This is a genomic window from Halanaeroarchaeum sp. HSR-CO (genome assembly GCF_024972755.1).
In the GTDB taxonomy this organism is placed as follows: domain Archaea; phylum Halobacteriota; class Halobacteria; order Halobacteriales; family Halobacteriaceae; genus Halanaeroarchaeum.
On sequence record NZ_CP087724.1, the window covers coordinates 96,037 to 116,388 of the forward strand.

The window sequence follows — 20,352 nt, forward strand, 5'->3', positions numbered from 1 at the left end:
ACTCACTCCGATTCGTACCCCACTCTCGGATCGATCAGCGTGTAGAGCAGGTCCTGTGTGATGTTGATCGCGACCAGCAGGAGGATGAAGATGTACATCAGCGTCCCGACCAGTGGGAGGTCGCCTTGCATGATGGCCTGGAAGAACAGGTAACCCAGGCCGTTGATCGCGAAGACGTACTCGACCAGGACGGACCCGCCGAGCAATAAGAAGGCCTCCCCGGTGATGATGGGGACGAGGGGGATCAACGCGTTCCGGAAGACGTGCTTCCAGACGATGACGCTGTTTTTCAGCCCTTTGGCCCGGGCGGTCTCCACGTAGTTCGAGTTGATGGTCTCGAGGACGGCTGTTCTGCCGATCCGCATCTCGTTACCCATCGACGCCGACCCGAGGACGATGGAGGCCGGAAGGGTCTGTTTGAGCGCCGCGAGGAACGACCCGTTGCCGTCCGTGTTGTCGATCCAGAAGGCGTGTGGGTCCCGAATGGCGTCGAGTGGCTGTGCCAGGAAATCCAGGGTCGGCGGGGTGACGATGTTCGTCTGGACGATAAAGGAGGCCCACTCCCACCCGAACAGTTGTTTCGACTGCGAGAGAACGCTCACCAGGATGACGGCGAGCCAGAAGTTGGGCATCGCGCGCCAGACGATACCGCCGAACGACGCGATGTAATCGTTCCAGGTATTGGGGTTGAGTCCGGCGTAAAACCCCAGCGGGATTCCGATGAACAGCGGGATCAGGACGGCCCAGAAGCCGAGCCAGATGGTCCGGGGCGCGTAGATGGTCAGCATGTCGACCGCGGTAGTGCCAGGGGAAATGACCCAGGAGCGGCCGAGGTCGAAGGTAAACATGTTGATCATGAAGTCGATATACTGGCCCCAGAACGGTTGGTTCAACCCGAGGTTCTGCTCGATCCGCCGAGCGGCGTCGGGCGTGTATTGCTGGCCGAGGATCGCTGACACCGGGTCGATGGGCCCCATATAGATCATCAGGAACGTGAGCGTCGTCCCGAAGACGATGACGGGGACCGAGAGCGCGAGCCGGCGTCCGAAGTAACTCCACCTACTCATGGTTTGGCTCCGTGCGGGGATGACACAGGGAACGTACCGGCAACTAGCACAATCACGGGATTATATCTTCCGATGGATGATGGTCGTTCGAATCTGCCGTATCTTTGAGGTAGAACCCCGATACGCCCGAAATAGAAAATTACAGTATCGGCTCCGACGCCGTATTGTTACTGTTCGACCGTGACAGTTTCGGTCTCGTGACTGACGCCGAGCGTGTCGAGCAGGAAGTACGACCGACGGGAGTTCTCCGAGCCCGCGAGCCGCTCCAGGGAGTAGACGTAGTCCTGGGCGGTGACGTCGCTGCCGTCGTGGAACGTGGCGTCCTCCTCCAGTTGGAAGGTGTAGGTCAGGAAGTCGTCGGAGACGGAGTAGTCCACCGCACCGAGGTTGGTGACGGTGGTCGTCCCGTCCTGGTAATTCGTCAGCGCGTCGAAGACCTGCGAGATAATCTCGCCGCCAGCGGTCGACGTCGACGCGATGGGGTCGATGGTGGTGATGGTCCCCGTCAGGATACGGTTGAGGGTGTTGTCGTCTTTCTGGTCGGTCGTCGTGACCTTGTTGTACTTCTGGCGACTAATACCCATCCCACCGAAGGGATTGTACTCGATCGTATCGTACCAGAAGTACTCGTCGAGTCGGTGGTAGAGGTTGATGAAGCCGACGTCCTCCCAGTTCGCCTCCTCCATGAGGACGGCTGCCTCGCTACGCTGGGCTTTGGCGTCGTCCGTCGGTGCTTTGTTGTCGTCGATGACGTCGTACGCGTCCTCGGCATCCTGGGCAGCGTCGCCGTTCTCCGAATTCCAGTTGATGTACGACACCGGGGCATCCATACTCGTCTGGGTCTGTGGCGGATCGAGGAGCCCCAGGAAGTTGTCGGGTGCCGGGTAGTCCGCGATCCACCCGAGCGTGTACGCCTCCAGGTTGCCGTTCCGGCCGCGCTGGAGTAGCGTCGAGAAATCCGCCTGCTCGATCTGCATGTCGATGTGGGCGCTGGCGAGCTGGTCACGCAGGATCTGGGCCATCTCGAGCCAGGTGTCGGACTGGTACTGGGTCCACTGGACCTCGTACGGGTCGTCGGCGCTGTATCCCGCCTCCTCCATGACCTGGCGGGCTTCGGCGACTCTCGATTCGTTGTACCCGTAGGGGTAGTTCTCTTCGGCGTGGCTGTTGTACTCCCCGGCACCGCCCGGGTAGATCGACGGCGGCGTGAGGTGATACGCCGGCACGCCACGGCCCTTGAAGACCTCGTTGACCAGGAGTTCCTGGTTCGCCGCGTAGGCGAACGCCTGGCGGACGGGTTTGGGCACCTCGTTCATGTTGAAGCCGATGTAGAAGGTGTTGATCGTCGGCACGCCAACGTAGTTCAGCGTGTCCCCGTTCCGCACCGGTCCGTACGTGCCGAGCGATCGACCCTCGGCGTCCGTCTCGTCGACGGAGACGAGGTCCGGGTCGTACTGGCTGGTCGGGATGGTGAACAGGTCCGCGTTCCGGTTCATCGCGTAGTTGAACCGGGCGGAGTCCCGCTCGAGGACCTGCCAGTGAATGCTGTCGAGTGCAGCCGCTTCGCCGTAGTAGTCGTCGTAGGCAGAGACCGAGGCTTCGGTCCCCTGGGTCCAGTTATCGAACTCGAACGGACCGGACCCGATGGGCGAGGAGGTCGCGAACTCCTCGTAGCTCATCTCGCCGTCGTAGCCCTCGACGTCGCCGACGACGCCCTCGGGCACCGCGGAGAACGAGGAGTACGCCAGCATCTGGAGCGACGCGTGGAACGGCGCGTCGATCTGGATCTCGAGTTCGTATTCGCCGACGGCTTCGACGGCGATACTACCTGGTTTGTAGACCTCCTGTTCGACGGTCGTCGTTTCTTCGGTCGTGGTCCCTGCTTCGGTGGTCGTATCGTCGGTACCGTCACCGTTACCGGAACAGCCAGCAAGCGCGACGGCCCCCGCGGCACCGCCGGTGGCGCCGAGGAATCGTCGACGGGACAATTTGTTATCGGATGACATCCGAAGAACTTTTTCAGAGGTGTTGTGATAAACCTAACGCAATTGGGTGGTTTCTTGCAACCAAATCGATACCTATCGACCCTAAAACCGACGTTTTCACCAAAATTAATGAGCGACATTTGCCGGGACGTGTCGCTTCGGTGCACTTATGTATGGGGTGTGTCCTTCTATCACATAGCATGACGGCAGATGCCACGCCCGCGACGGGACATGCCAGTGCTGCTCCCGAGGTCATGGCCTCGGTGGACGACGAGGGACGCGAATCCCGGTTCGTCATCGCGGACATCTCCCGAGACGAAGCGTGGGTATCTGCATCGGTCGACGCCGCCACGGCGCTCACAGCTTGGCGCTGAACCTTTTGCTGCGGGCGAGCCAAAGGCTCGCCCTGGCAAAACGTTCATGAAAACCTTCGCCCCTCCAGCCGTCGCGCTGGCGCGCGACGGTAGTCGGGGCGTCGGGCCGCGAGCGAAGCTCGCGGTGAATCGGCGACCTACCGGGTCCTGACGGACCACTCGGTCGCCGAATGCTTCGATGGTAGTTTGTTAGCACCCCTTCTCACGCGAACGTTCAAATACCGAAACGGAACCAACCCTGGCCATGCTGTAACGCCCCGCCCGGAGCGAACACGGCGGGAGTGCGGTCGCCCGCTCCGGATCTGCCGTTCGACTGCCTGCTCGCACATTCGTCAGCCGATAGCGTGACCACCCGCGATTCGGTCACCTTTTTCCGCCCCGGTAGCGTGGGGACGTGCATGGACTACCGCGAAGTATCCGGGGGGCGCGAGTTCCTCCTCACCCTGTCCTACGGTGCGGACTGGCGCGAGGAGATCGAAGCCTTCGCGGCCGAGAAAAGCGTCGAGGCGGCATGGTTCGTCGGCACGGGGGCGCTCGAGGACGCCGACCTGCAGTACTTCGACCAGGACGCGTTCGCGTACGAGACAGTCTCGTTCGAAGAACCGCTCGAGGTGGCGGCGTGCGTCGGGAGCGTCGCCCTCGAGGACGGCGACCCCGTCGCGGACGCACACGTGACCCTCTCGCGACCATCCGGACAGGCCATCGCCGGCCGTCTGGACCGCGGTACCGTATTCGCCGGCGAATGCTACCTGCGAACCTTCGAGGAACCACTCGAACGAGAGCGGAGCGAGACGACGGGGCGGGACGGCTGGGCGGTGTAGATGCGACCGGACGACGAGGCATACTTCGAGACCATCGAATCCCGCCTCGACGAGGCCTTCGAGGTGGCCAGCGAGGCCAAACGTCGCGGCGACGACCCGAAACCCGAGGTCGAGATCCCGGTCGCGAAGGACATGGCCGACCGCGTCGAGAACATCCTCGGCATCGATGGGGTCGCCGAACGCGTCCGCGAACTGGAGGGCCAGATGTCCCGCGAGGAGGCGGCACTCGCCCTCGTCGACGACTTCGTCGAGGGAACCGTCGGCGATTACGATACGAGTGCCGGGAAGGTCGAAGGTGCCGTCCGGACCGCCGTCGCGCTGCTGACCGAGGGGGTCGTCGCGGCCCCCATCGAGGGCATCGACCGCGTCGAACTCAACCAGAACGACGACGGCACCGAGTACATCTCGGTCTACTACGCCGGCCCCATCCGCTCCGCCGGCGGGACGGCCCAGGCACTCTCGGTCCTCGCTGCCGACTACGCCCGAGCGCTGCTGGGCATCGACGAGTACAAACCACGGGACTCGGAGATCAAACGCTACGCCGAGGAGGTGGCCCTCTACGACCAGGAAACCGGGCTCCAGTACTCGCCGAAGGACGCGGAGACGGAGTTCATCGCCAGCAATACCCCGATCTGCCTGGACGGAGAGGCCACGGGCCAGGAGGAGGTGTCGGGGTACCGCGACCTCGAGCGCGTCGATACCAACAGCCCCCGTGGCGGGATGTGCCTGGTGCTCGCCGAGGGTATCGCGCTCAAGGCGCCGAAGATCCAGCGGTACACCCGCAATCTCGACGAGGTCGACTGGCCGTGGCTCCAGGACCTCATCGACGGGACGATCACCGAGGAGACGAACGGCGACGGCGATGACGAAGAGCTGAACGCCGACGCGACGGAGCCGGCGGATTCCCAGACGCCCGCCAGTGGCCCTCCGCGCGTGGACGAGTCCTGGAAGTACCTCCGCGATCTCATCGCCGGCCGTCCGGTCTTCGGCCATCCGAGTGCCGAGGGCGGATTCCGACTGCGATACGGCCGTGCCAGAAACCACGGTTTCGCGACCGCCGGCGTCCATCCGGCCACGATGCACCTGGTCGACGACTTCCTCGCGACCGGCACGCAGATCAAGACCGAACGACCAGGCAAGGCAGCCGGCGTCGTGCCGGTGGACTCCATCGAGGGGCCGACCGTCAAACTCGCGAACGGCGACGTCCGGCGGATCGACGACCCGGAAGAAGCCCTGGAGATCCGCAACGGCGTCGAGGCCATCCTCGACCTCGGCGAGTACCTGGTGAACTACGGGGAGTTCGTCGAGAACAACCACCCGCTCGCGCCCGCCTCGTACTCGGTCGAGTGGTGGGTCCAGGAGCTCGAGGCCGCCGGCGCCAATGTACAAGCCCTCCGCGATTCGCCTTACGTCGACCTCGCGAACCCCGACGCCGACCAGGCGCTGAACTGGGCGCTGGACCACGACGTCCCGCTGCATCCCGCCTACACCTACCTCTGGCACGACCTCGACGTCGACCGGTTCGAGACCCTCGCCACGGCCGTCGCGGATGGCGCTATCGAAGATGGGGACCTGCACATTCCCCGCGAGGAACCCGTCCGTGAGGCCCTGGAGGTGCTCCTCGTGGAGCACAGCCAGGAGGATGCGGTACTGGTTGTGGGGGACTGGGTGCCCCTGGTCACTACGCTCGGCATCGACGAAGACCTGGAGCGCGATTGGTCGGCGGCGGACCTATCCGCAGAGGCTCTGGGCTGGGACAACGCCATGAAGGCGGTGAACGAGGTCGCCCCCTTTACCGTCCGCGAACGCGCTCCCACTCGCATTGGGAACCGGATGGGACGACCCGAGAAATCCGAGTCGAGAGACCTCAGCCCGGCGGTCCACACCCTCTTCCCCATCGGCGAGGCCGGCGGTAACCAGCGCAACGTGAGCGACGCGGCGACCCACACCGAGGAGATGAACGACCGCCCCGGCCGGATTACGGTCCAGCTCGGCGTTCGGGAGTGCCGCGACTGCGGCGAACACACGTACAAGGCCCGCTGTCCGGACTGTGACGCTCGCACCGACCCCTTCTACGAGTGCCGTGACTGCGGCATCGAGGCCACGCCGGACGAATCCGGTCGGGTCGAGTGCCCACGCTGCGAGCGGGAGGTGGACAACCTGGAACCGCAGACGGTCGACCTCAACAGCGAGTACCACGAAGCCCTGAAGGCGGTCGGCGAGCGCGAGAACGCCTTCGACATCCTGAAGGGAGTCAAGGGGTTGACATCCTCGGAGAAGGTTCCCGAACCCATCGAGAAGGGCGTGCTCCGGGCGAAACACGGCGTCACGACGTTCAAAGACGGCACGGTCCGCTACGACATGACCGACCTCCCCGTGACCGCCGTTCGCCCCGAAGAACTCGACGTCACCGTCGGCCAGTTCCGCGAACTCGGCTACGAGACCGATATCCACGGCGATCCGCTCGAACATCCCGACCAGCTGGTCGAACTCCGCGTCCAGGACGTCGTGCTCTCCGACGGTGCCGCCGAACACATGCTCAAGACCGCGGCCTTCGTCGACGAGTTGCTCGACGACTACTACGACCTCGAGCCTTTCTACGAACTCGAGGATCGCGACGACCTCGTCGGCGAACTCGTGTTCGGGATGGCCCCGCACACGAGCGCGGCAGTGGTCGGCAGAGTTATCGGATTTACGAGTGCTGCAGTCGGATACGCACATCCGTATTTTCACGCGAGTAAGCGGCGTAACTGCGATGGGGATGAAGATTGTGTCATGTTATTGATGGACGGCCTGCTGAACTTCTCGAAGTCCTTCCTGCCAGACAAGCGCGGCGGCCGGATGGACGCGCCGCTGGTCATGTCCTCGCGCATCGATCCCGCGGAGATCGACGACGAGGCGCACAACATGGACATCGTCGACCAGTACCCCCGCGAGTTCTACGAGGCGACCCGCGAGATGGCGCCGCCGGAGTCGGTGGACATCACCATCGCGGAGGAGTACGTCGGAACCGACGACGAGTACCAGGGCTTCCGGTTCACCCACGATACCACCGACATCGCGCTCGGGCCGGACCTCTCGGCGTACAAGACCCTCGGGTCGATGATGGACAAGATGGACGCACAACTCGAACTCGCCCGCAAACTCCGGGCCGTCGACGAGACGGACGTCGCAGAACGGGTCATCGAGTACCACTTCCTCCCGGATCTCATCGGGAATTTGCGGGCGTTCTCCCGGCAGGAGACTCGCTGTCTGTCCTGTGGGAAGAAATTCCGCCGGGTCCCGCTCACGGGGGAGTGCCGTGAGTGCGGCGGGGACGTCAACCTGACAGTCCACCAGGGCTCGGTCACGAAGTACATGGACACGGCCCTGGAGGTGGCCGAGGAGTACGGCGCGCGCGAGTACACGAAACAGCGGTTGCGCATCCTCGAGCGCTCTATCGAGAGCATCTTCCAGAACGACAAGAACAAACAGTCGGGGATAGCGGACTTCATGTAGACGTCGCGTCCGCAGGGCGCGGTATTCTCCGTCCAGATTGTTGTCGCGAGCGGTTCGCGGTCGAACTCGAGCCGGAAAACGGTGGGCGCAGGATGAGAAGACCGGGCGGGCCGGCAGTGTGCACTGCAGGTGACCCGACGCGAGGCGGCGCGGCCGTGGTCAGGGCTTCGACCAGGGACCGTCTTCGTCGGCGACGTCTTCTTCGACGCGCCAGCCACCCTCGGCGTCCTCGTCGGGAAACAGGCGCACGACCGTGTTGTTGCAGTCGATGTGATGTTCGACGTACTCGAGTTCGCCATCGTCGTTCGTCACCACGTGTGGGTTGGGCATGCAGTGTACAGATCGGTTGTGCAGATACTTTACTTTCCCTGGTCGTGCCCACTTCTCGGGAATCGACGTCGCCAGCTGCGGTAGGCGGCTGTTATCCGTCGAATTCGGGCTCCAAACGCCTTCACAGGTCAATGGTAACGCACCACAATACTTGTCGAGTATTGTGCGATTACTGGGACCACGTCGAATCCTCTTATTGCTCTGGTGCAATTCTTTATATGAACGGTGACAGCTATGCCTGATGAAGTGACGAACGAGGCCGACGGGTTCCCCCTCTCCGAGACGGCGGAACCGGATCGTGAATTCGACCAGGAGCTCGGGAGACAGATGGGCGAAGACGCCCAGAAGGTGGCGGACGGCGAGATGACGGAAGCGGCGTTTTTCGAGAAGTACAAAGAGGCGGTGCGCGAGGAGTTCGGCGAAGACGCACATCTCGCCGGCCAGGAGGTCGCCGATGAGTGACGCCTCCGAATCCGCCGACGACTTCGGACTGACTCGTCGGACGCTGCTGAAAGCTGGTGGGGCGAGTGCCGGGGCGGCAGCTCTCGGTGGCTGTCTGTCCTCTCCCGGCCAGACCGATAGCTCGGCTGGGGGCACGGCGAAAGCCTACGGGAACTGCTGGCAGTGTCACAAACTCTGTGGCATGGAGGTCACCCTGGAGAACGATGGCGACGAACAGGTCGCCACCGAAATCCACGGGATCGACGGCCATCCCAGGGGGAGTGCTGGTGAGGGGACGAAAGGGACACTGTGTCCAAAAGGACTCTCACAGCTCGAGAAGGCCTACTCTCCGAAGCGCATCAAACAGCCATACGTGCGCAAGGACGGCGAGCTCGAGGCCGTCGAGTGGGAGGAGGCCTTCCAGTACGCCGCCGACCGACTTGCGGAATTCAAGGCCGAACACGGTGCGGAGAGTCTGATCGAATTCCACGGCTGGGGAACGACCGGGACCTTCTCTACTCTCTTCGGGAACCTCTATGGATGTCCGAACTCTGTCCCCCACCCCACTCCGACCTGTTTCGGCTCGATGGCGGTTACTGGCACGCTCATGGGGCTCGGCGGTGGCAACATCCGGTGGGTCGATTACCCCAACACCAAATACGTTCTCGTCTGGGGTCGGGACCCGCTAGACACCTTCGCCGGCCAGTGGGAAGCCAAACAGCTTCTCCAGGCCAAAGAACGCGGTGCGACGATCGTGACGATCGATCCGGTGTACACGGAGACCGCGAAGAAATCCGATAAGTGGCTCCCGATCAAGCCCCGGACCGACGGCGCACTGGCGCTGGCAATCGCGAACGTGATCATCGAAGAGGAGCTTTACGACGAGGAATTCGTCGAGAATTACACCCACGGCTTCGACGCCTACCGGGACGCCGTCGAAGGCAAGACGCCCGAGTGGGCCGCGGAGAAGACGGGCCTCGACGCCGAGGACATTCGCGACATCGCGCTCGGCTTCGGCCGCGCGGCGCCGAACGCGGGGATCACCTCCTGGACCGGCCTCGGACAGAGCGCCGACCACCAGAAGGGTGCCCAGAACCTCGTGGCACTGACGGGTCTCGTCGGCAACATCGACCGGCCGGGCGGGCAGCGCTGGTTCGCGAGCGCTAGTCTCTCGAACCCCTTCAAGGTCGGCTGTGAGGCCGAACTGCCGGACAACGCTGCGGAGAACCGGTGTTACCTGACCGATCCCGACGCCGGGTACGCCTCGCTGACCAAAAAGCCGGTCCAGAACAACGTCCCGCGGATGGTCGAGGATGGCGTTATCAACGGGATGGTCTACTACTATCGGAATCCGGTCACCGACGGGGCTACCCAGGAGTGGCTCGGCACCGAAGAGAAGACGGGTGCGCTCGAGGAGATGGACCTCGTTATTGGCATCGACGCCTTCTGGAGTGAGACGACTCGGAACGCCGACGTGGTCTTCCCGGAGTCGTCACAGCTGGAGAAACCGATGCTCGGCTCTGGCGGGTACGGTGCCTATAACACCAAGACCTGGGTGACCGGCTCCGGAGCCGCGATCGATCCACAGTGGAACACCAAACCCGGCTTCGACATCATCCAGGGCCTCGGCCGAGCGATGGGGTACGACGAGTTCTTCGTCTGGGACGACAAGGAGCAGTACATCAACGACCAGCTCTCCGAGATCGACCTCACACTGGAGGAGCTCGAAGCCGAGGACACTTACGTTCTCACCGGAGACTTCGGTTACGAGAAGTGGAAAGACGGCGGCTTCGCCCAGGGCGCCGACACGTTCTGGTTCGACCTCGACAAGAAGCTCACCGGTGCCTACGAGAAACTGAGCGAACAGGTTGGCGCCGAGATCGGGACCGGTCCCCAGTGGGTGCCCCCTGGAACGATCAGCGACGAACTCACCGAGGAGTACCCCCTCGAGATGCTCGACGCGCGAACCGTCGAGTTCTCTCACGGCGGCGATCAGGCCCTGTCGAAGCCCCTCGAACAGCTCGCCGAAACCTTCGATCTCGAACACGAGGATTACCGCGGCAACTACCTCGTGATGCACACCGACGACGCCGCCGAGCGTGACATCGAGAACGGCGATATGGTCACGATCAGTTCCTCGCACGGTGAGGCGGAGCTGATGGCCTTCGTGACGGAAGGGATCCGTCCCGGCGCCGTCAGCGTCGAACCCTACGGGTTCGGCCGCGGCTCGATACAGCCCGACGAGGAGGGCGCGAACAACATGATACTGAACAGGCCAGATCAGATCGATCCGATCTCCGGCGAAATCGACAGGCACATCGCTATCTCGGTGACTCCCGCCGGGGGTGAGCACTGATGGGCGAGCAGTGGGGCTTTTACTTCGATACCAACAAGTGCATGGGCTGTTCGGCCTGTGCGATCGCCTGCAAGAACCGTCACGGGACGGAGGCCGGTGGCGTCGACTGGCGCCGCGTCGAGACGGTGTCCTCGGGCGAGTTTCCCGATTACAACGAGGAGAACGTCTCGCTCTCGTGTATGCACTGTGCGGACGCACCCTGCGAGAAGGTCTGTCCGACCAACGCCATCCAGAAACGCGAGTCCGACGGCATCGTGACCATCGACCGCGAGAAATGTATCGGTTGCAAGTACTGCGGGTGGGCCTGCCCGTACGGCGCTCCCCAGTACGGCGACGACGGCCTGATGCAGAAGTGCAACCTCTGTCTGGACAAGGGCCCCGGCAGCGGCGCGGATGCGACCTCCAAGAACGAACAGAGCGACCCCCTTGAGCCGGCCTGTGCCGACGAGTGTGTGGGCGACGCCCTCCACGCCGGCCCGATCAGCGAACTGATGGAACTGGCCTCGCAGGCCGCCGCCGACCGATACGGCAACGATCGGACCTCCGTGATCGTCGAACCGCCGCGGGACGACGCGAGCGCCGAGCAGGCGGCCAACAGCGTTATCACGCCGTTCAACGCAGGGGACTGAGCCATGAGTGCGATACCAGGCGGCACGGAGTGGCTGTGGTTGGAGTCGCCTCACTGGGCGGAGTTCATCGCGATGTACCTGTTCCTGGGCGGGGTGAGCGGCGGCGCCTACGTCACCTCGGCGTGGGCGAGTTTCATGAAGAGCCTGATGGACGCGGACAACTGGCTGGGCCGGATCCTGCTGGCGCGTACCGACGACCCGGCACACCGGTTCGCGTGTACGGAGACCTCGCGGTGGGGATCGCTGATCGGCGTGCTGGGCATCGCGGTGGGTGGCATCGCCTTGCTCTCCCACCTGGGCGCGCCGCTACGAGCGTTGACTTTCCCGGTGTTGTTCACGAACTTCGGTTCGTGGCTGGTGATCGGGACGTGGGTAATCGTGCTGTTCGCGATCTGGGCGGTCTTCGAGACCCTGTGGTTGCACTTCGGGGCGGACCTGGACGAGCAGTCCGGCCTGAGCCTGTTCCCACGGAAGATCCTGCAGTGGATCGACGGGGTAATGCCGTGGCGTACGGAGCGGGGCATCACGTGGCTGTTAGACAGGATCGCGGACGTGACCCGACCGCCAGGAAAGCTGTGGGGCGCGTTGCGAATCGTCGGCGGCGTGCTGTCGCTGACGTTGATCGGATACACGGCGATGCTGTTGAGCGACGTCACGGTCGTGCAGTTCTGGACGCGGCCGTACCTGCCGGTGATCTTCCTGTTGAGCGGCGTCTCGACGGGGATCTCGGCGGCGCTGCTGGGAACGGTCCTGAGCGGCGGGGCGCTCTCGCGTGTGAACCACCGGTTCTGTCTGACCGACGACGCGATCATCGTCGCGGAGCTGGTGGCGATCGGGCTGCTGTTGTCGTTCCTGGCGAACACGCCGAACATGGGTTCGCAGGCGAGTCTGACGGCGCTGTTCGACAGCTACCAGCTGCTGTTCGTGGGCGGGGTGTTGGTGTTCGGAACGGTCGTGCCGGTGATCCTGTCGCTGACGGTGACGGTGTTACATCAGTTCACGAGCTTCGAGGAGCGGCCGTGGGGCGAGGAGCTGCTGACGGGCGGGTACGCGGCGAAGTACGCGCTGGTGCTGGTCGGCGGGTTCCTGTTGCGCTACGTGGTGTTGATGGCAGCCGTCAAGAGCCCCCTGGTCGTCCCCGGACTCTAACGGAACGTCACCATGTCTACATCCCAGGCACACGACCGGGGCGTTTCCCGACCACCCGCACGGACGACGAACCGGGCTTCGGGGATCGTCGTCACCACACACTCCCATCGCCATCCCGACGCCACGATCGAGGGGGCCTTTGGCGACGAATTCCCACAGCCCGCCGCTCGCGGAACGGGTAAGTCCTCCGGCGGGACTGCCATCGACAACCACTCAACGGTCGAATCGATGGCCAGCTGGTGTCGGTCGTGGGGTGGGTGATCGCGTGCCGGAACGCGAGTCCCCGTCGACGGTCATGGTCACCTACCGGGTGACGCCGCCGGAGCGCTGTCCCGTCAGGCGGCTCGGGTCGGCCGTAACGGACGTCTCAGTCGTTCGGAACGATACCTCGATCAGCTGCGACGTCGTCTACAGCGACGGCGAGGGGACGGCTGTCGAACGCGTCGACCACTCGGCCGATCGGCGCTGTCCCTGTTCGGTCGTCTTCGAGGCGGACGCGATCCCGCACGTGTCCCCGGCGGACTCGGCGCTGTCGATCACGGCCTACGTCGCGGATTTCGACACCGGTGATCTGATCGCTGACCGACTGCGCGAGGTCGCCCCCTCTGTCGAACTCGTCTCGGCGGACCTCGTCGATGAGGTCGGGGTCCCGAGCGCGCGAATCGACTTCCAGGCACTCACATCGAAACAACTTGGCGCGCTCGCGACCGCCGTCGAACACGGCTACTACCAGACGCCGAGCGAGACGACGATCGAGGAGATGGCGGCCGACACGGACGTCTCGAGCTCGGCGTTCGCGACGAGACTGCGCAACGCTGAGGAGGCGATCGCGGACCAGCTATTCGACTTCCTGTAGGCGTCGTGCGGTGGCCTCGGCGTCCTCCGGGGCCTTTACGAACGCTCGTTGCTCGATGGCCATCTCACAGAGTTCGTACCGGCGCTCGACCCACTCCTCGAGCGCGTCGGCGACCGCCTCCGGGTCGGCGGCCACGTATCCCGACCGCAACTGTTTCTTCCGGTAGATGGCCCGTTCGACGATCAGTCCGCGGCTCTGGAGAGTGTCGAGGTACCGGTACGCGGACGAGGACGAACACCCAAGCTGCTCGACGACGTCGTCCGGGATGATGGGGTCGTCGAGGGTGACCATCCACTCGTAGAGGTCGGCCTCCTCGCCGGAGAGGTCGAAGACCGTCTCGAGGAGGTGCTGAGGGGACATCGGCGGGTGTCCGAAGGTCCGGATCGATGGCTCCATACGCGGGTGTACGTACCGGGGCCTTTTCGTGGTTATTATTTCGATATTGCGTGTTAACAACTAATAAAAATATGTCTGGACTGTTCGTGATAGACCGGCCGATCGAGGAGACCCATCACCTCGAGATCGGTTTCCGTCCGACTGCATCCGGTCGTTGGACCAGCGAGACCGGGGCAAGAAGTGGTGACGTTCCAGCCCCGACGGTAGCTGCCACGTCGCGCCGACGTAGCACTCACCGGCCGTCTTCTCGGCCCCACACGGGGCACATGAACGTCTTTCGGGAATCGGTAAATACGTTCACGCCGTTCCCATCGCCGTGACACGACTGTACAAATCTCGGTCGGAATAGACCGGTACTGGATCAGTCGGGGTGGACCGGGCCTGGATCGGTGACGGCCACTCAGAACGGGGGCGTCGCGTCGGTGTCCCCGCTTTCGTCGAGGCCGCCGGACCAGTGTTGTTCTTCCATCTCGAAGAAAGCCGTCCGTTGTTCGTCGGTCATCTCGACGAACTCCACGGTGAGGTCACCGCCGGTCTCCGCGACGGCCGATGCGAGTCGATCTCGGAGGATCTCTTTGACCGCCTGAGGGATCCCTAGCATCGGTATCGCGACGTCGATTCTCACCTCGCTCCCCTCGACGGTGATCGCATCGATCATCCCGAGATCGACGAGGGTCGCGTCGATCTCCGGGTGTGTTACGTCACCGATCGCCGCCTCGACGTCCGCCGTCGCTATCGAATCAGTCATCGCCACATCGAGATTAGTTTCAGGCCCACCTAAAGCCTACGGATTCGGCCGCCTCGCACGGCTCAGGCAGGTGATTTTTGGTCCAACGAATAGCAAGGTTCATTGGCGTCACGACTCCACGTTTCGATATGGCACCTCGAACGTTCCGTCCCGAACAGGACTGGATGCGATCCGTGCTCCCGGAGGGGATTGCCGTCGGCGAGACCACGCTCATCTCCGGGCCCGGTGGGTCGGGCAAACCGCTCATCGGGTTCTCGGTGGTCGACTCGTGGCTCGCGGCCGGCGGGTCGGTCGTCGTCCTGTTGACCAATTCGGGCAAGGAGTTCGTCGTCGAGACGGTGCGGGCGCTCTACGACACCGACCTCGAGGCCCACGGCGACCGCGTGGTCTGGGTCGATTTCGACCCGGAGATGGCACCGACGGTCGAGGCCATGGACCGCTCCTCGGCGACCATCCGCGGAAATCTCGTGGCTCCCGACGTCTGGAATAGCGCCCTCGACGTGGCACTCGAGCGCGCCCCGGAGACCGACCTCGGGACGCTGGTCTTCGGATCGGCGCTCAACCTCTTCCTGTTCTCGCCCACGTACGGCGAGGCGATGGTCGACGAATTCGTCGATCTCGCGGGCACCAGCGGCGGACACACCACGCTCTTCTCGGTGAGCACGTCGGCGTTCGAGTCGGAAATCGCCGCGGTAGAGGCGGCCGCCGACACGGTCCTGTTGACCCGCATGGACGACATGACGTTGCACCTTCGTGGCGAGCGGTCGGACTCCGTCGAACTGCTCGAAGACGAGGTCACCGTGCCGTTCACCCCCGAGGACATCCGCCGGATCAAGTCCGTCGCCGAGGAGACTCGGGACACGATCATCCCGACGATCAAAGAACTGTAGGTCAGGCGGTCGCCGGATCGCAGTCCGGGCAGTCGCCGGGCCAGACCCGATCGTCACACCGGTCTCGACAGGGGATGTCCACTCGATCGCTCATCGCGACGAGCACCGCCTTCGGGAGTTCGAAACTCGCGCGATAGCTCTGAGTGTCCGTGAGATCGACCCCGAACTCCGTGGCGACGTACGTCTCGAAGACGCAGGTACGCCACTGGAGGTGGCGAGCGATGGCCTCGCCCTCATCGGTGAGCGAGATGCCGCCGTAGGGGCGGTGATTGGCGTACCCCGCCTCCTCCAGGTTCTCGAGCATCTGGGAGACACTCGGCGGGGTCACGTCGAGGGCGTCGCTGAGCCGACCCGGTCGGATCTCCGCCGACTCGTCGGGCGACTCGGTCAGGATCGTTCGCAGGTAGTTGCCCGCGTTGCGATTCGGGAGCGTGCTGGTCGAGCGCGTCTCGGTGGCTGTCATTGGTCTCGGCGGGTATCTGCTCGTCGTCGGGTCCGCGTTCCGGGGACCCGTCCATTCGACGATTGGTGGCTCGGACCAATAGCCTTTTGGGAATGGACAACTGGCTGGCACGGCGGTGCCAGATACCGATATCGGTTACTATCATAGTTCTTTGCGGCCGATACTCGTTACTTTCATTACGGCCGGCGGGGAATGGCGAGGTATGCAACGCCGCCGCGAATTCCTCGCCGGGGTCACGGCCGCCGCGCTGACCGCCACCGCGGGCTGTACGACCGTCGGCGAAACCGAATCTCGCACTACGAGGCTGAATCTGGCCTACGACGCGGCACCACCACACTTCCAGGCCGTCGTCATGCAGCAACGGGAGCAACTGGCATCGATTCCCGCACGCGTGGAAGCGAACGAGGCCAGTTGCAAGAGCATCGTCCAGTTGCTCGTCTCGGGGAAGGCCGACCTCGGCATGATCGGGATGATCCCGGCGCTCGTGGCCATCGACTCCGACGAGTCGATGCAGGCGATCACCGCGAGTTCGAAGGACGCCTTCGTGGTGATGGCCACCGAGACGGTCGCCGACCGATACGACGAGCGGGGCGGCGCTGCGATCGCCGCGTTCGCCGAGGAGTCCGGTCGCCCCTTCGAACTCGGAACGTACCCCAAGGGCAGCGTCTCCGACATCACGGCCCGGTACTGGATCCAGGAAACCGACGGGATCACCGCCGAGGACGTGGACCTGGTCCACCTCGGCGGCCCGAATGCGGCCCAGCAGGCGCTGCTCGCGGACGAAGTCGACGGGGCGCTCATCCCCGAACCGACGCCGACCGTGATCGAGGCGTCCGACGCGCCGTACCGGCGTATCGACTGGGTGGGGGAGTTCCTGCCCGGCGAACCGGCTGGCGTCACTGTCGTGCGTGAGGAGTTCGCCCGGGACCACCCCGACGTGGTCGAGGCGTTCGTCGAGGAACACGTGGCCGCGACCGAGTTCATCCACGGGAACGCCGGGCGGGCCGCCGAGTACATGACGTCGGCCTACGGCGGCGAGAGCGCCCTCGACGAGCAGATCGCCCGCAAGGCGATCGAACGGCCCGCAACGGAGTACGTGAGCGACCCCCGGGCGGTCGTCGACGGAACGGCGGTCCTCGCGCGGTACGCCGGGCAACTCGGGAAGACGGACACCGTCATCGATACCGATCGGATCTTCGAGACGCGCTACTACGACCGGGTGGTGGACTGAGAATCGATGATCGGTCCAGGGCGGGGCGACGGTGAACGGACTGGAGTGGGCCGCGATGACCAAACGCGGGGCGTGTCGACGATGACTACACGTGAGGGGTGTCGACGATGACTACACGTGAGGGGTGTCGACGATGACCGTTCGATCGTGGGAGTCGGCGGTCGGTAGCGCGACGACGGACCGTTGCTGGTGGGAATCGCTGGTCAAGGCGCTCGTCTATCGCCTCTTCATGGTGGTGCTGACCGTTGCCGTCGCCTTCGCCGTCACGACCGACACCGTAGCCTCCCTGCAGATCGGCATCGTCACGAACGGCCTCAAGACCGGAACCTACTACCTGTACGAACGGCTCTGGGAGCGATTCCGCGTCGGGAGGTGGTCCCATGGCGATTCGTGATGCGGGGCCGTTCTCCTCGCCGAGTTTCGGGTCGCTCCAGTTACCGTCCAGGGTCGACCGCCGGATCAGCCGCGGCCTCGTCGGGAGCTTCGCGTTCGTCCTGCTGTGGACCGCGCTGGCCCGCCAGGTGCCCACCTACCTGTTGCCGACCCCGCTGGCCGTCGGCCAGGCGTTCGTCGTGGAGGCGACCACGCCCGCGACCTACGCGCTGCCAGTTCTCGGTACGGAGCTGACGCTCACGAGTCTTGCCGTCGTCCTCCTGCAGAGTCTCACCCATTACCTGCCGGGGTTGTTCCTCGGGGTCGGCGTGGGGGTGCCCCTCGGCGTCGCCCTCGCGTGGTGGGAGACAATCGACCAGTACGTCTCGCCGGTGGTCGGGCTCTTGCGCCCGATCCCGCCGCTGGCCTGGATGGGGCTGGTCATCGTCTGGGTCGGGATCGGCCACGCCGGCGCGGCGGTCATCGTGGCTATCGGCTCCCTCTGGATCACGTTCTTCGCTGCCTACGGCGGGGTCCGTGAGCTCCCGCCGAAGCTGCTCGAGGCGGGTCGATCGCTTGGGGTCGACACCGATCGCGAGATGCTGCGAGCCATCGTCCTGCCGGGGGCGGCCGCGCCGATTCTCACGGGCGTCCGCACCAGTATCGGCCGGAGCTGGATGATCGTCGTCGCGGCGGAACTGTTCGGCGCGCCGGGAATCGGCTACCGGATCATCCACACCGCCCAGTCGTTGGCGATGGACGTGAGCATGGCCTACATGCTGGCGCTGGGCCTGGCCTACCTCCTCTCGGACGCCGCCTTCGGCTCCCTCCGACGGAGGGTCACACCGTGGTGAGCGCTGGCGAGCAACCGGCGCTCGCGCTCCGCGGCGTCACCCGGCGCTTCGACGGCGCCGACGGCAGCGTGACCGCACTGCAGGGGGTCGATCTCACGGTCGAGCGGGGCGAATTCCTCGCGATCGTCGGGCCCTCCGGCTGTGGGAAGAGCACTCTCCTCCGCATCGCCGCCGGCCTGACCCGTCCGACGACCGGGCGGGTGACCGTCGCCGGCGACCGCGTCACCGGCCCCGGCCCGGACCGCGGTCTCGTCTTCCAGGAGGCCACGCCGTTCCCCTGGCGAACGGTCGCGGGGAACGTCCGTTTCGGCCTCGAACACGGCGACTGGCCCGCCGACCGCGTGGAGGACCGTGTCGCGGCGATGCTCGAGATGGTCGGGCTGGCCGACCGAGCGGCGGCCCGCCCGCGGGAACTCTCCGGCGGCATGAAAAAGCGGGTCGGCATCGCCCGTGCGCTCGCGCCCGACCCGTCGATCCTCCTCCTGGACGAGCCCTTCGGCAACCTCGACGCGCTCACCCGTGACACCCTGCAGCGGGACCTGCTCTCGATCTGGGAGCGGACCGGCAAGACCATCGTCTTCGTGACCCACGCGACTGGCGAGGCCGTCAAACTCGCCGACCGTGTGGTCGTCTTCGACGACGATCCTGGCCGGGTCAGGTCGACCGTCGAGGTCGACCTTCCGCGTCCTCGGCGGCCAGAGAGTCCCGAATTCCAGGCCAGCAAGCGGCGGATCGTCGACCTCGTCCGGGGCGAGCACTTCCCCGGAGATTCACGGCAGTCGAACCGCACGACGACCGAGGACCGACAGTCGAACCGCACGACGACCGACGACCGACAGACGGACCAAAACTCCGACCCGTACCACACATCATGACTCTCGATACCATCATCTTCGCGGCGAACCGCTTCGGCGACCGCTCGCTCAGCTACCCCTACTACCGGCTCCAGGAGGCGGGCCACTCCGTCGCCATCGCCACGCCAGGCGGTGAATCGATAACCGGCCTCCACGGGGTCGACTTCGACGCCGACCTGTCCCTCGACGCGGTCGACCCGGCCGCCTACGACCTTCTGATCCTGCCGGGCGGGTACGCATCGGAGACCATCCGGATGCGCGCTCCCCACGCCATCGAGGCCGTGGCCGCCTTCGACGCGGCCGGCAAACCGATCGCCTCGATCTGTCACGGGGCGCAGTTGCTCAATAGCGCGGGGATCGTCGACGGGCGCCGGCTCGCCTGCCACCCCTCGATCAGGGACGATATCGAACGGTCCGGAGGCACGTTCGTCGACGAACCGGCGGTCGTCGACGACAACCTCGTCACCGCTCGCGATTACGAGGACGTCCACGAGTGGCTCGCCGCGCTCCTGGCCCACCTCGACGACGACGCCGCCCGGGGATACGACCCCATCGGCGTCATCCGGTCGCCCTTCGAGAGCGAGGCGGGGATGCCGATTCAGGGTGCCTTCTCCGACGCCTCTGGCGTCGTCGAGGTCGACGAGCGGTTCGCCGACGGCCTGCTCGACCTGGAGGGCTTCTCCCACCTCCTGCTCGTCTACGAGTTCCACCGGTCCGACGGCTACGATCTCCGGGTTCAGCCCTTCATGGAAGACGACGTCCACGGCGTCTTCGCGACGCGGGCCCCGCGCCGGCCGAACCCGATCGGCGTCTCCGTCGTCGAACTCGACTCGGTCTCGGATTCGTTCCTGTTCGTCGAAGGAATCGACGTCCTCGACGGGACGCCACTGCTCGACGTCAAACCGTTCGTCCCGCCGTTCAACGGGGTCGAGGACGCGTCGATCGGGTGGCTCGAAGGCTCGATCGACGACGAGGACCGCCGTGTCGCCGACGATCGATTCCTCTCGGAGAGCTAACGCAGTACGATTTAAGCGCCAC

20 protein-coding genes are annotated in these 20,352 nt (G+C 64.7%); 14 read left to right on the plus strand and 6 right to left on the minus strand.

Going from position 1 to position 20,352, the window contains the following annotated elements; translation table 11 throughout:
• Nucleotides 1-2 precede the first annotated feature (2 nt).
• Together HSRCO_RS00460 and HSRCO_RS00470 are read right to left on the minus strand one after the other, a co-directional pair.
• Nucleotides 3-1,067, minus strand: coding sequence for an ABC transporter permease (locus HSRCO_RS00460; RefSeq protein WP_259518418.1), 1,065 nt, complete (start codon nucleotides 1,065-1,067; stop codon nucleotides 3-5).
• 167 nt (nucleotides 1,068-1,234) lie between these two features.
• Nucleotides 1,235-3,073 carry an ABC transporter substrate-binding protein gene (locus tag HSRCO_RS00470; RefSeq protein ID WP_310795440.1) on the minus strand — a complete coding sequence of 613 codons (1,839 nt, stop codon included), beginning with the start codon at nucleotides 3,071-3,073 and terminating at the stop codon, nucleotides 1,235-1,237.
• A 179-nt stretch (nucleotides 3,074-3,252) separates the two neighbouring features.
• Here HSRCO_RS00470 and HSRCO_RS00475 point away from each other — a divergent pair, with 179 nt between their 5' ends.
• The 3 genes from HSRCO_RS00475 to HSRCO_RS00485 all read left to right on the plus strand — a co-directional run bounded on the left by HSRCO_RS00475 (nucleotide 3,253) and on the right by HSRCO_RS00485 (nucleotide 7,745).
• The gene (locus HSRCO_RS00475) at nucleotides 3,253-3,426 is read left to right on the plus strand and encodes a hypothetical protein (protein ID WP_259518419.1); all 174 of its coding nucleotides are present in this window, start codon (nucleotides 3,253-3,255) and stop codon (nucleotides 3,424-3,426) included.
• 398 nt (nucleotides 3,427-3,824) lie between these two features.
• On the plus strand, nucleotides 3,825-4,247 hold the full coding sequence (locus HSRCO_RS00480; protein WP_259518420.1) for a PPC domain-containing DNA-binding protein: 423 nt from the start codon (nucleotides 3,825-3,827) through the stop codon (nucleotides 4,245-4,247).
• On the plus strand, nucleotides 4,248-7,745 hold the full coding sequence (locus HSRCO_RS00485) for a DNA polymerase II large subunit (RefSeq protein WP_259518421.1): 3,498 nt from the start codon (nucleotides 4,248-4,250) through the stop codon (nucleotides 7,743-7,745).
• A 159-nt stretch (nucleotides 7,746-7,904) separates the two neighbouring features.
• On the opposite strand, the gene HSRCO_RS00490 is transcribed toward HSRCO_RS00485, so the two are convergent.
• A complete protein-coding gene (locus tag HSRCO_RS00490; protein ID WP_259518422.1) occupies nucleotides 7,905-8,075 on the minus strand; it encodes a hypothetical protein in 171 nt (56 codons plus the stop codon).
• 234 nt (nucleotides 8,076-8,309) lie between these two features.
• Between HSRCO_RS00490 and HSRCO_RS00495 the strand changes: the two genes are divergently transcribed.
• The 5 genes from HSRCO_RS00495 to HSRCO_RS00520 all read left to right on the plus strand — a co-directional run bounded on the left by HSRCO_RS00495 (nucleotide 8,310) and on the right by HSRCO_RS00520 (nucleotide 13,506).
• Entirely contained in the window at nucleotides 8,310-8,537 is a 228-nt protein-coding gene (locus tag HSRCO_RS00495) for a 4Fe-4S ferredoxin N-terminal domain-containing protein (protein WP_259518423.1), read from the plus strand.
• Complete coding sequence (locus tag HSRCO_RS00500) at nucleotides 8,530-10,872, plus strand: molybdopterin-dependent oxidoreductase (protein ID WP_259518424.1); 2,343 nt, start codon at nucleotides 8,530-8,532, stop codon at nucleotides 10,870-10,872. Before HSRCO_RS00495 ends, HSRCO_RS00500 begins: the two co-directional genes overlap by 8 nt.
• Nucleotides 10,872-11,501, plus strand: a complete 630-nt coding sequence (locus HSRCO_RS00510; RefSeq protein ID WP_310795441.1) for a 4Fe-4S dicluster domain-containing protein — start codon at nucleotides 10,872-10,874, stop codon at nucleotides 11,499-11,501. The genes HSRCO_RS00500 and HSRCO_RS00510 overlap by 1 nt, the downstream gene beginning before the upstream one ends.
• 3 nt (nucleotides 11,502-11,504) lie before the next feature.
• Nucleotides 11,505-12,650, plus strand: a complete 1,146-nt coding sequence (nrfD, locus tag HSRCO_RS00515; RefSeq protein ID WP_259518425.1) for an NrfD/PsrC family molybdoenzyme membrane anchor subunit — start codon at nucleotides 11,505-11,507, stop codon at nucleotides 12,648-12,650.
• Between the two features lie 265 nt (nucleotides 12,651-12,915).
• The gene (locus tag HSRCO_RS00520; RefSeq protein WP_259518426.1) at nucleotides 12,916-13,506 is read left to right on the plus strand and encodes a helix-turn-helix domain-containing protein; all 591 of its coding nucleotides are present in this window, start codon (nucleotides 12,916-12,918) and stop codon (nucleotides 13,504-13,506) included.
• Here the strand turns inward: HSRCO_RS00520 and HSRCO_RS00525 are convergent.
• Together HSRCO_RS00525 and HSRCO_RS00530 are read right to left on the minus strand one after the other, a co-directional pair.
• Nucleotides 13,489-13,902, minus strand: coding sequence for a helix-turn-helix domain-containing protein (locus HSRCO_RS00525; RefSeq protein ID WP_259518427.1), 414 nt, complete (start codon nucleotides 13,900-13,902; stop codon nucleotides 13,489-13,491). The genes HSRCO_RS00520 and HSRCO_RS00525 overlap by 18 nt on opposite strands.
• Before the next feature lie 400 nt (nucleotides 13,903-14,302).
• Nucleotides 14,303-14,650, minus strand: coding sequence for an iron-sulfur cluster assembly protein (locus tag HSRCO_RS00530; RefSeq protein ID WP_259518428.1), 348 nt, complete (start codon nucleotides 14,648-14,650; stop codon nucleotides 14,303-14,305).
• A 128-nt stretch (nucleotides 14,651-14,778) separates the two neighbouring features.
• Here HSRCO_RS00530 and HSRCO_RS00535 point away from each other — a divergent pair, with 128 nt between their 5' ends.
• Complete coding sequence (locus tag HSRCO_RS00535; RefSeq protein ID WP_259518429.1) at nucleotides 14,779-15,540, plus strand: hypothetical protein; 762 nt, start codon at nucleotides 14,779-14,781, stop codon at nucleotides 15,538-15,540.
• A gap of 1 nt (nucleotide 15,541) precedes the next feature.
• Here the strand turns inward: HSRCO_RS00535 and HSRCO_RS00540 are convergent, their stop codons facing one another.
• Nucleotides 15,542-16,003: a metal-dependent transcriptional regulator gene (locus HSRCO_RS00540; protein ID WP_259518430.1), complete on the minus strand. Its 462-nt coding sequence runs from the start codon at nucleotides 16,001-16,003 to the stop codon at nucleotides 15,542-15,544.
• A gap of 202 nt (nucleotides 16,004-16,205) precedes the next feature.
• Between HSRCO_RS00540 and HSRCO_RS00545 the strand changes: the two genes are divergently transcribed.
• From HSRCO_RS00545 to tsaA, 5 genes are all read left to right on the plus strand, one after another.
• The gene (locus tag HSRCO_RS00545) at nucleotides 16,206-17,234 is read left to right on the plus strand and encodes an ABC transporter substrate-binding protein (protein ID WP_259518431.1); all 1,029 of its coding nucleotides are present in this window, start codon (nucleotides 16,206-16,208) and stop codon (nucleotides 17,232-17,234) included.
• A 133-nt stretch (nucleotides 17,235-17,367) separates the two neighbouring features.
• A complete protein-coding gene (locus HSRCO_RS00550; protein ID WP_259518432.1) occupies nucleotides 17,368-17,628 on the plus strand; it encodes a DUF2061 domain-containing protein in 261 nt (86 codons plus the stop codon).
• Complete coding sequence (locus HSRCO_RS00555) at nucleotides 17,615-18,460, plus strand: ABC transporter permease (RefSeq protein WP_259518433.1); 846 nt, start codon at nucleotides 17,615-17,617, stop codon at nucleotides 18,458-18,460. The genes HSRCO_RS00550 and HSRCO_RS00555 overlap by 14 nt, the downstream gene beginning before the upstream one ends.
• A complete protein-coding gene (locus tag HSRCO_RS00560) occupies nucleotides 18,457-19,335 on the plus strand; it encodes an ABC transporter ATP-binding protein (protein WP_259518434.1) in 879 nt (292 codons plus the stop codon). The genes HSRCO_RS00555 and HSRCO_RS00560 overlap by 4 nt, the downstream gene beginning before the upstream one ends.
• Nucleotides 19,332-20,330 carry a tRNA (N6-threonylcarbamoyladenosine(37)-N6)-methyltransferase TrmO gene (gene tsaA, locus HSRCO_RS00565; RefSeq protein ID WP_259518435.1) on the plus strand — a complete coding sequence of 333 codons (999 nt, stop codon included), beginning with the start codon at nucleotides 19,332-19,334 and terminating at the stop codon, nucleotides 20,328-20,330. The genes HSRCO_RS00560 and tsaA overlap by 4 nt, the downstream gene beginning before the upstream one ends.
• The last annotated feature ends 22 nt before the right edge of the window (nucleotides 20,331-20,352 follow it).

Bases quoted from the DNA above. Each gene is read 5' to 3' on its own strand.
- HSRCO_RS00460 (WP_259518418.1), bottom strand. From the start codon at position 1,067: ATGAGTAGGTGGAGTTACTTCGGACGCCGGCTCGCGCTCTCGGTCCCC.
- HSRCO_RS00470 (WP_310795440.1), bottom strand. From the start codon at position 3,073: ATGTCATCCGATAACAAATTGTCCCGTCGACGATTCCTCGGCGCCACC.
- HSRCO_RS00475 (WP_259518419.1), top strand. From the start codon at position 3,253: ATGACGGCAGATGCCACGCCCGCGACGGGACATGCCAGTGCTGCTCCC.
- HSRCO_RS00480 (WP_259518420.1), top strand. From the start codon at position 3,825: ATGGACTACCGCGAAGTATCCGGGGGGCGCGAGTTCCTCCTCACCCTG.
- HSRCO_RS00485 (WP_259518421.1), top strand. From the start codon at position 4,248: ATGCGACCGGACGACGAGGCATACTTCGAGACCATCGAATCCCGCCTC.
- HSRCO_RS00490 (WP_259518422.1), bottom strand. From the start codon at position 8,075: ATGCCCAACCCACACGTGGTGACGAACGACGATGGCGAACTCGAGTAC.
- HSRCO_RS00495 (WP_259518423.1), top strand. From the start codon at position 8,310: ATGCCTGATGAAGTGACGAACGAGGCCGACGGGTTCCCCCTCTCCGAG.
- HSRCO_RS00500 (WP_259518424.1), top strand. From the start codon at position 8,530: ATGAGTGACGCCTCCGAATCCGCCGACGACTTCGGACTGACTCGTCGG.
- HSRCO_RS00510 (WP_310795441.1), top strand. From the start codon at position 10,872: ATGGGCGAGCAGTGGGGCTTTTACTTCGATACCAACAAGTGCATGGGC.
- nrfD (WP_259518425.1), top strand. From the start codon at position 11,505: ATGAGTGCGATACCAGGCGGCACGGAGTGGCTGTGGTTGGAGTCGCCT.
- HSRCO_RS00525 (WP_259518427.1), bottom strand. From the start codon at position 13,902: ATGGAGCCATCGATCCGGACCTTCGGACACCCGCCGATGTCCCCTCAG.
- HSRCO_RS00530 (WP_259518428.1), bottom strand. From the start codon at position 14,650: ATGACTGATTCGATAGCGACGGCGGACGTCGAGGCGGCGATCGGTGAC.
- HSRCO_RS00535 (WP_259518429.1), top strand. From the start codon at position 14,779: ATGGCACCTCGAACGTTCCGTCCCGAACAGGACTGGATGCGATCCGTG.
- HSRCO_RS00540 (WP_259518430.1), bottom strand. From the start codon at position 16,003: ATGACAGCCACCGAGACGCGCTCGACCAGCACGCTCCCGAATCGCAAC.
- HSRCO_RS00545 (WP_259518431.1), top strand. From the start codon at position 16,206: ATGCAACGCCGCCGCGAATTCCTCGCCGGGGTCACGGCCGCCGCGCTG.
- HSRCO_RS00550 (WP_259518432.1), top strand. From the start codon at position 17,368: ATGACCGTTCGATCGTGGGAGTCGGCGGTCGGTAGCGCGACGACGGAC.
- HSRCO_RS00555 (WP_259518433.1), top strand. From the start codon at position 17,615: ATGGCGATTCGTGATGCGGGGCCGTTCTCCTCGCCGAGTTTCGGGTCG.
- tsaA (WP_259518435.1), top strand. From the start codon at position 19,332: ATGACTCTCGATACCATCATCTTCGCGGCGAACCGCTTCGGCGACCGC.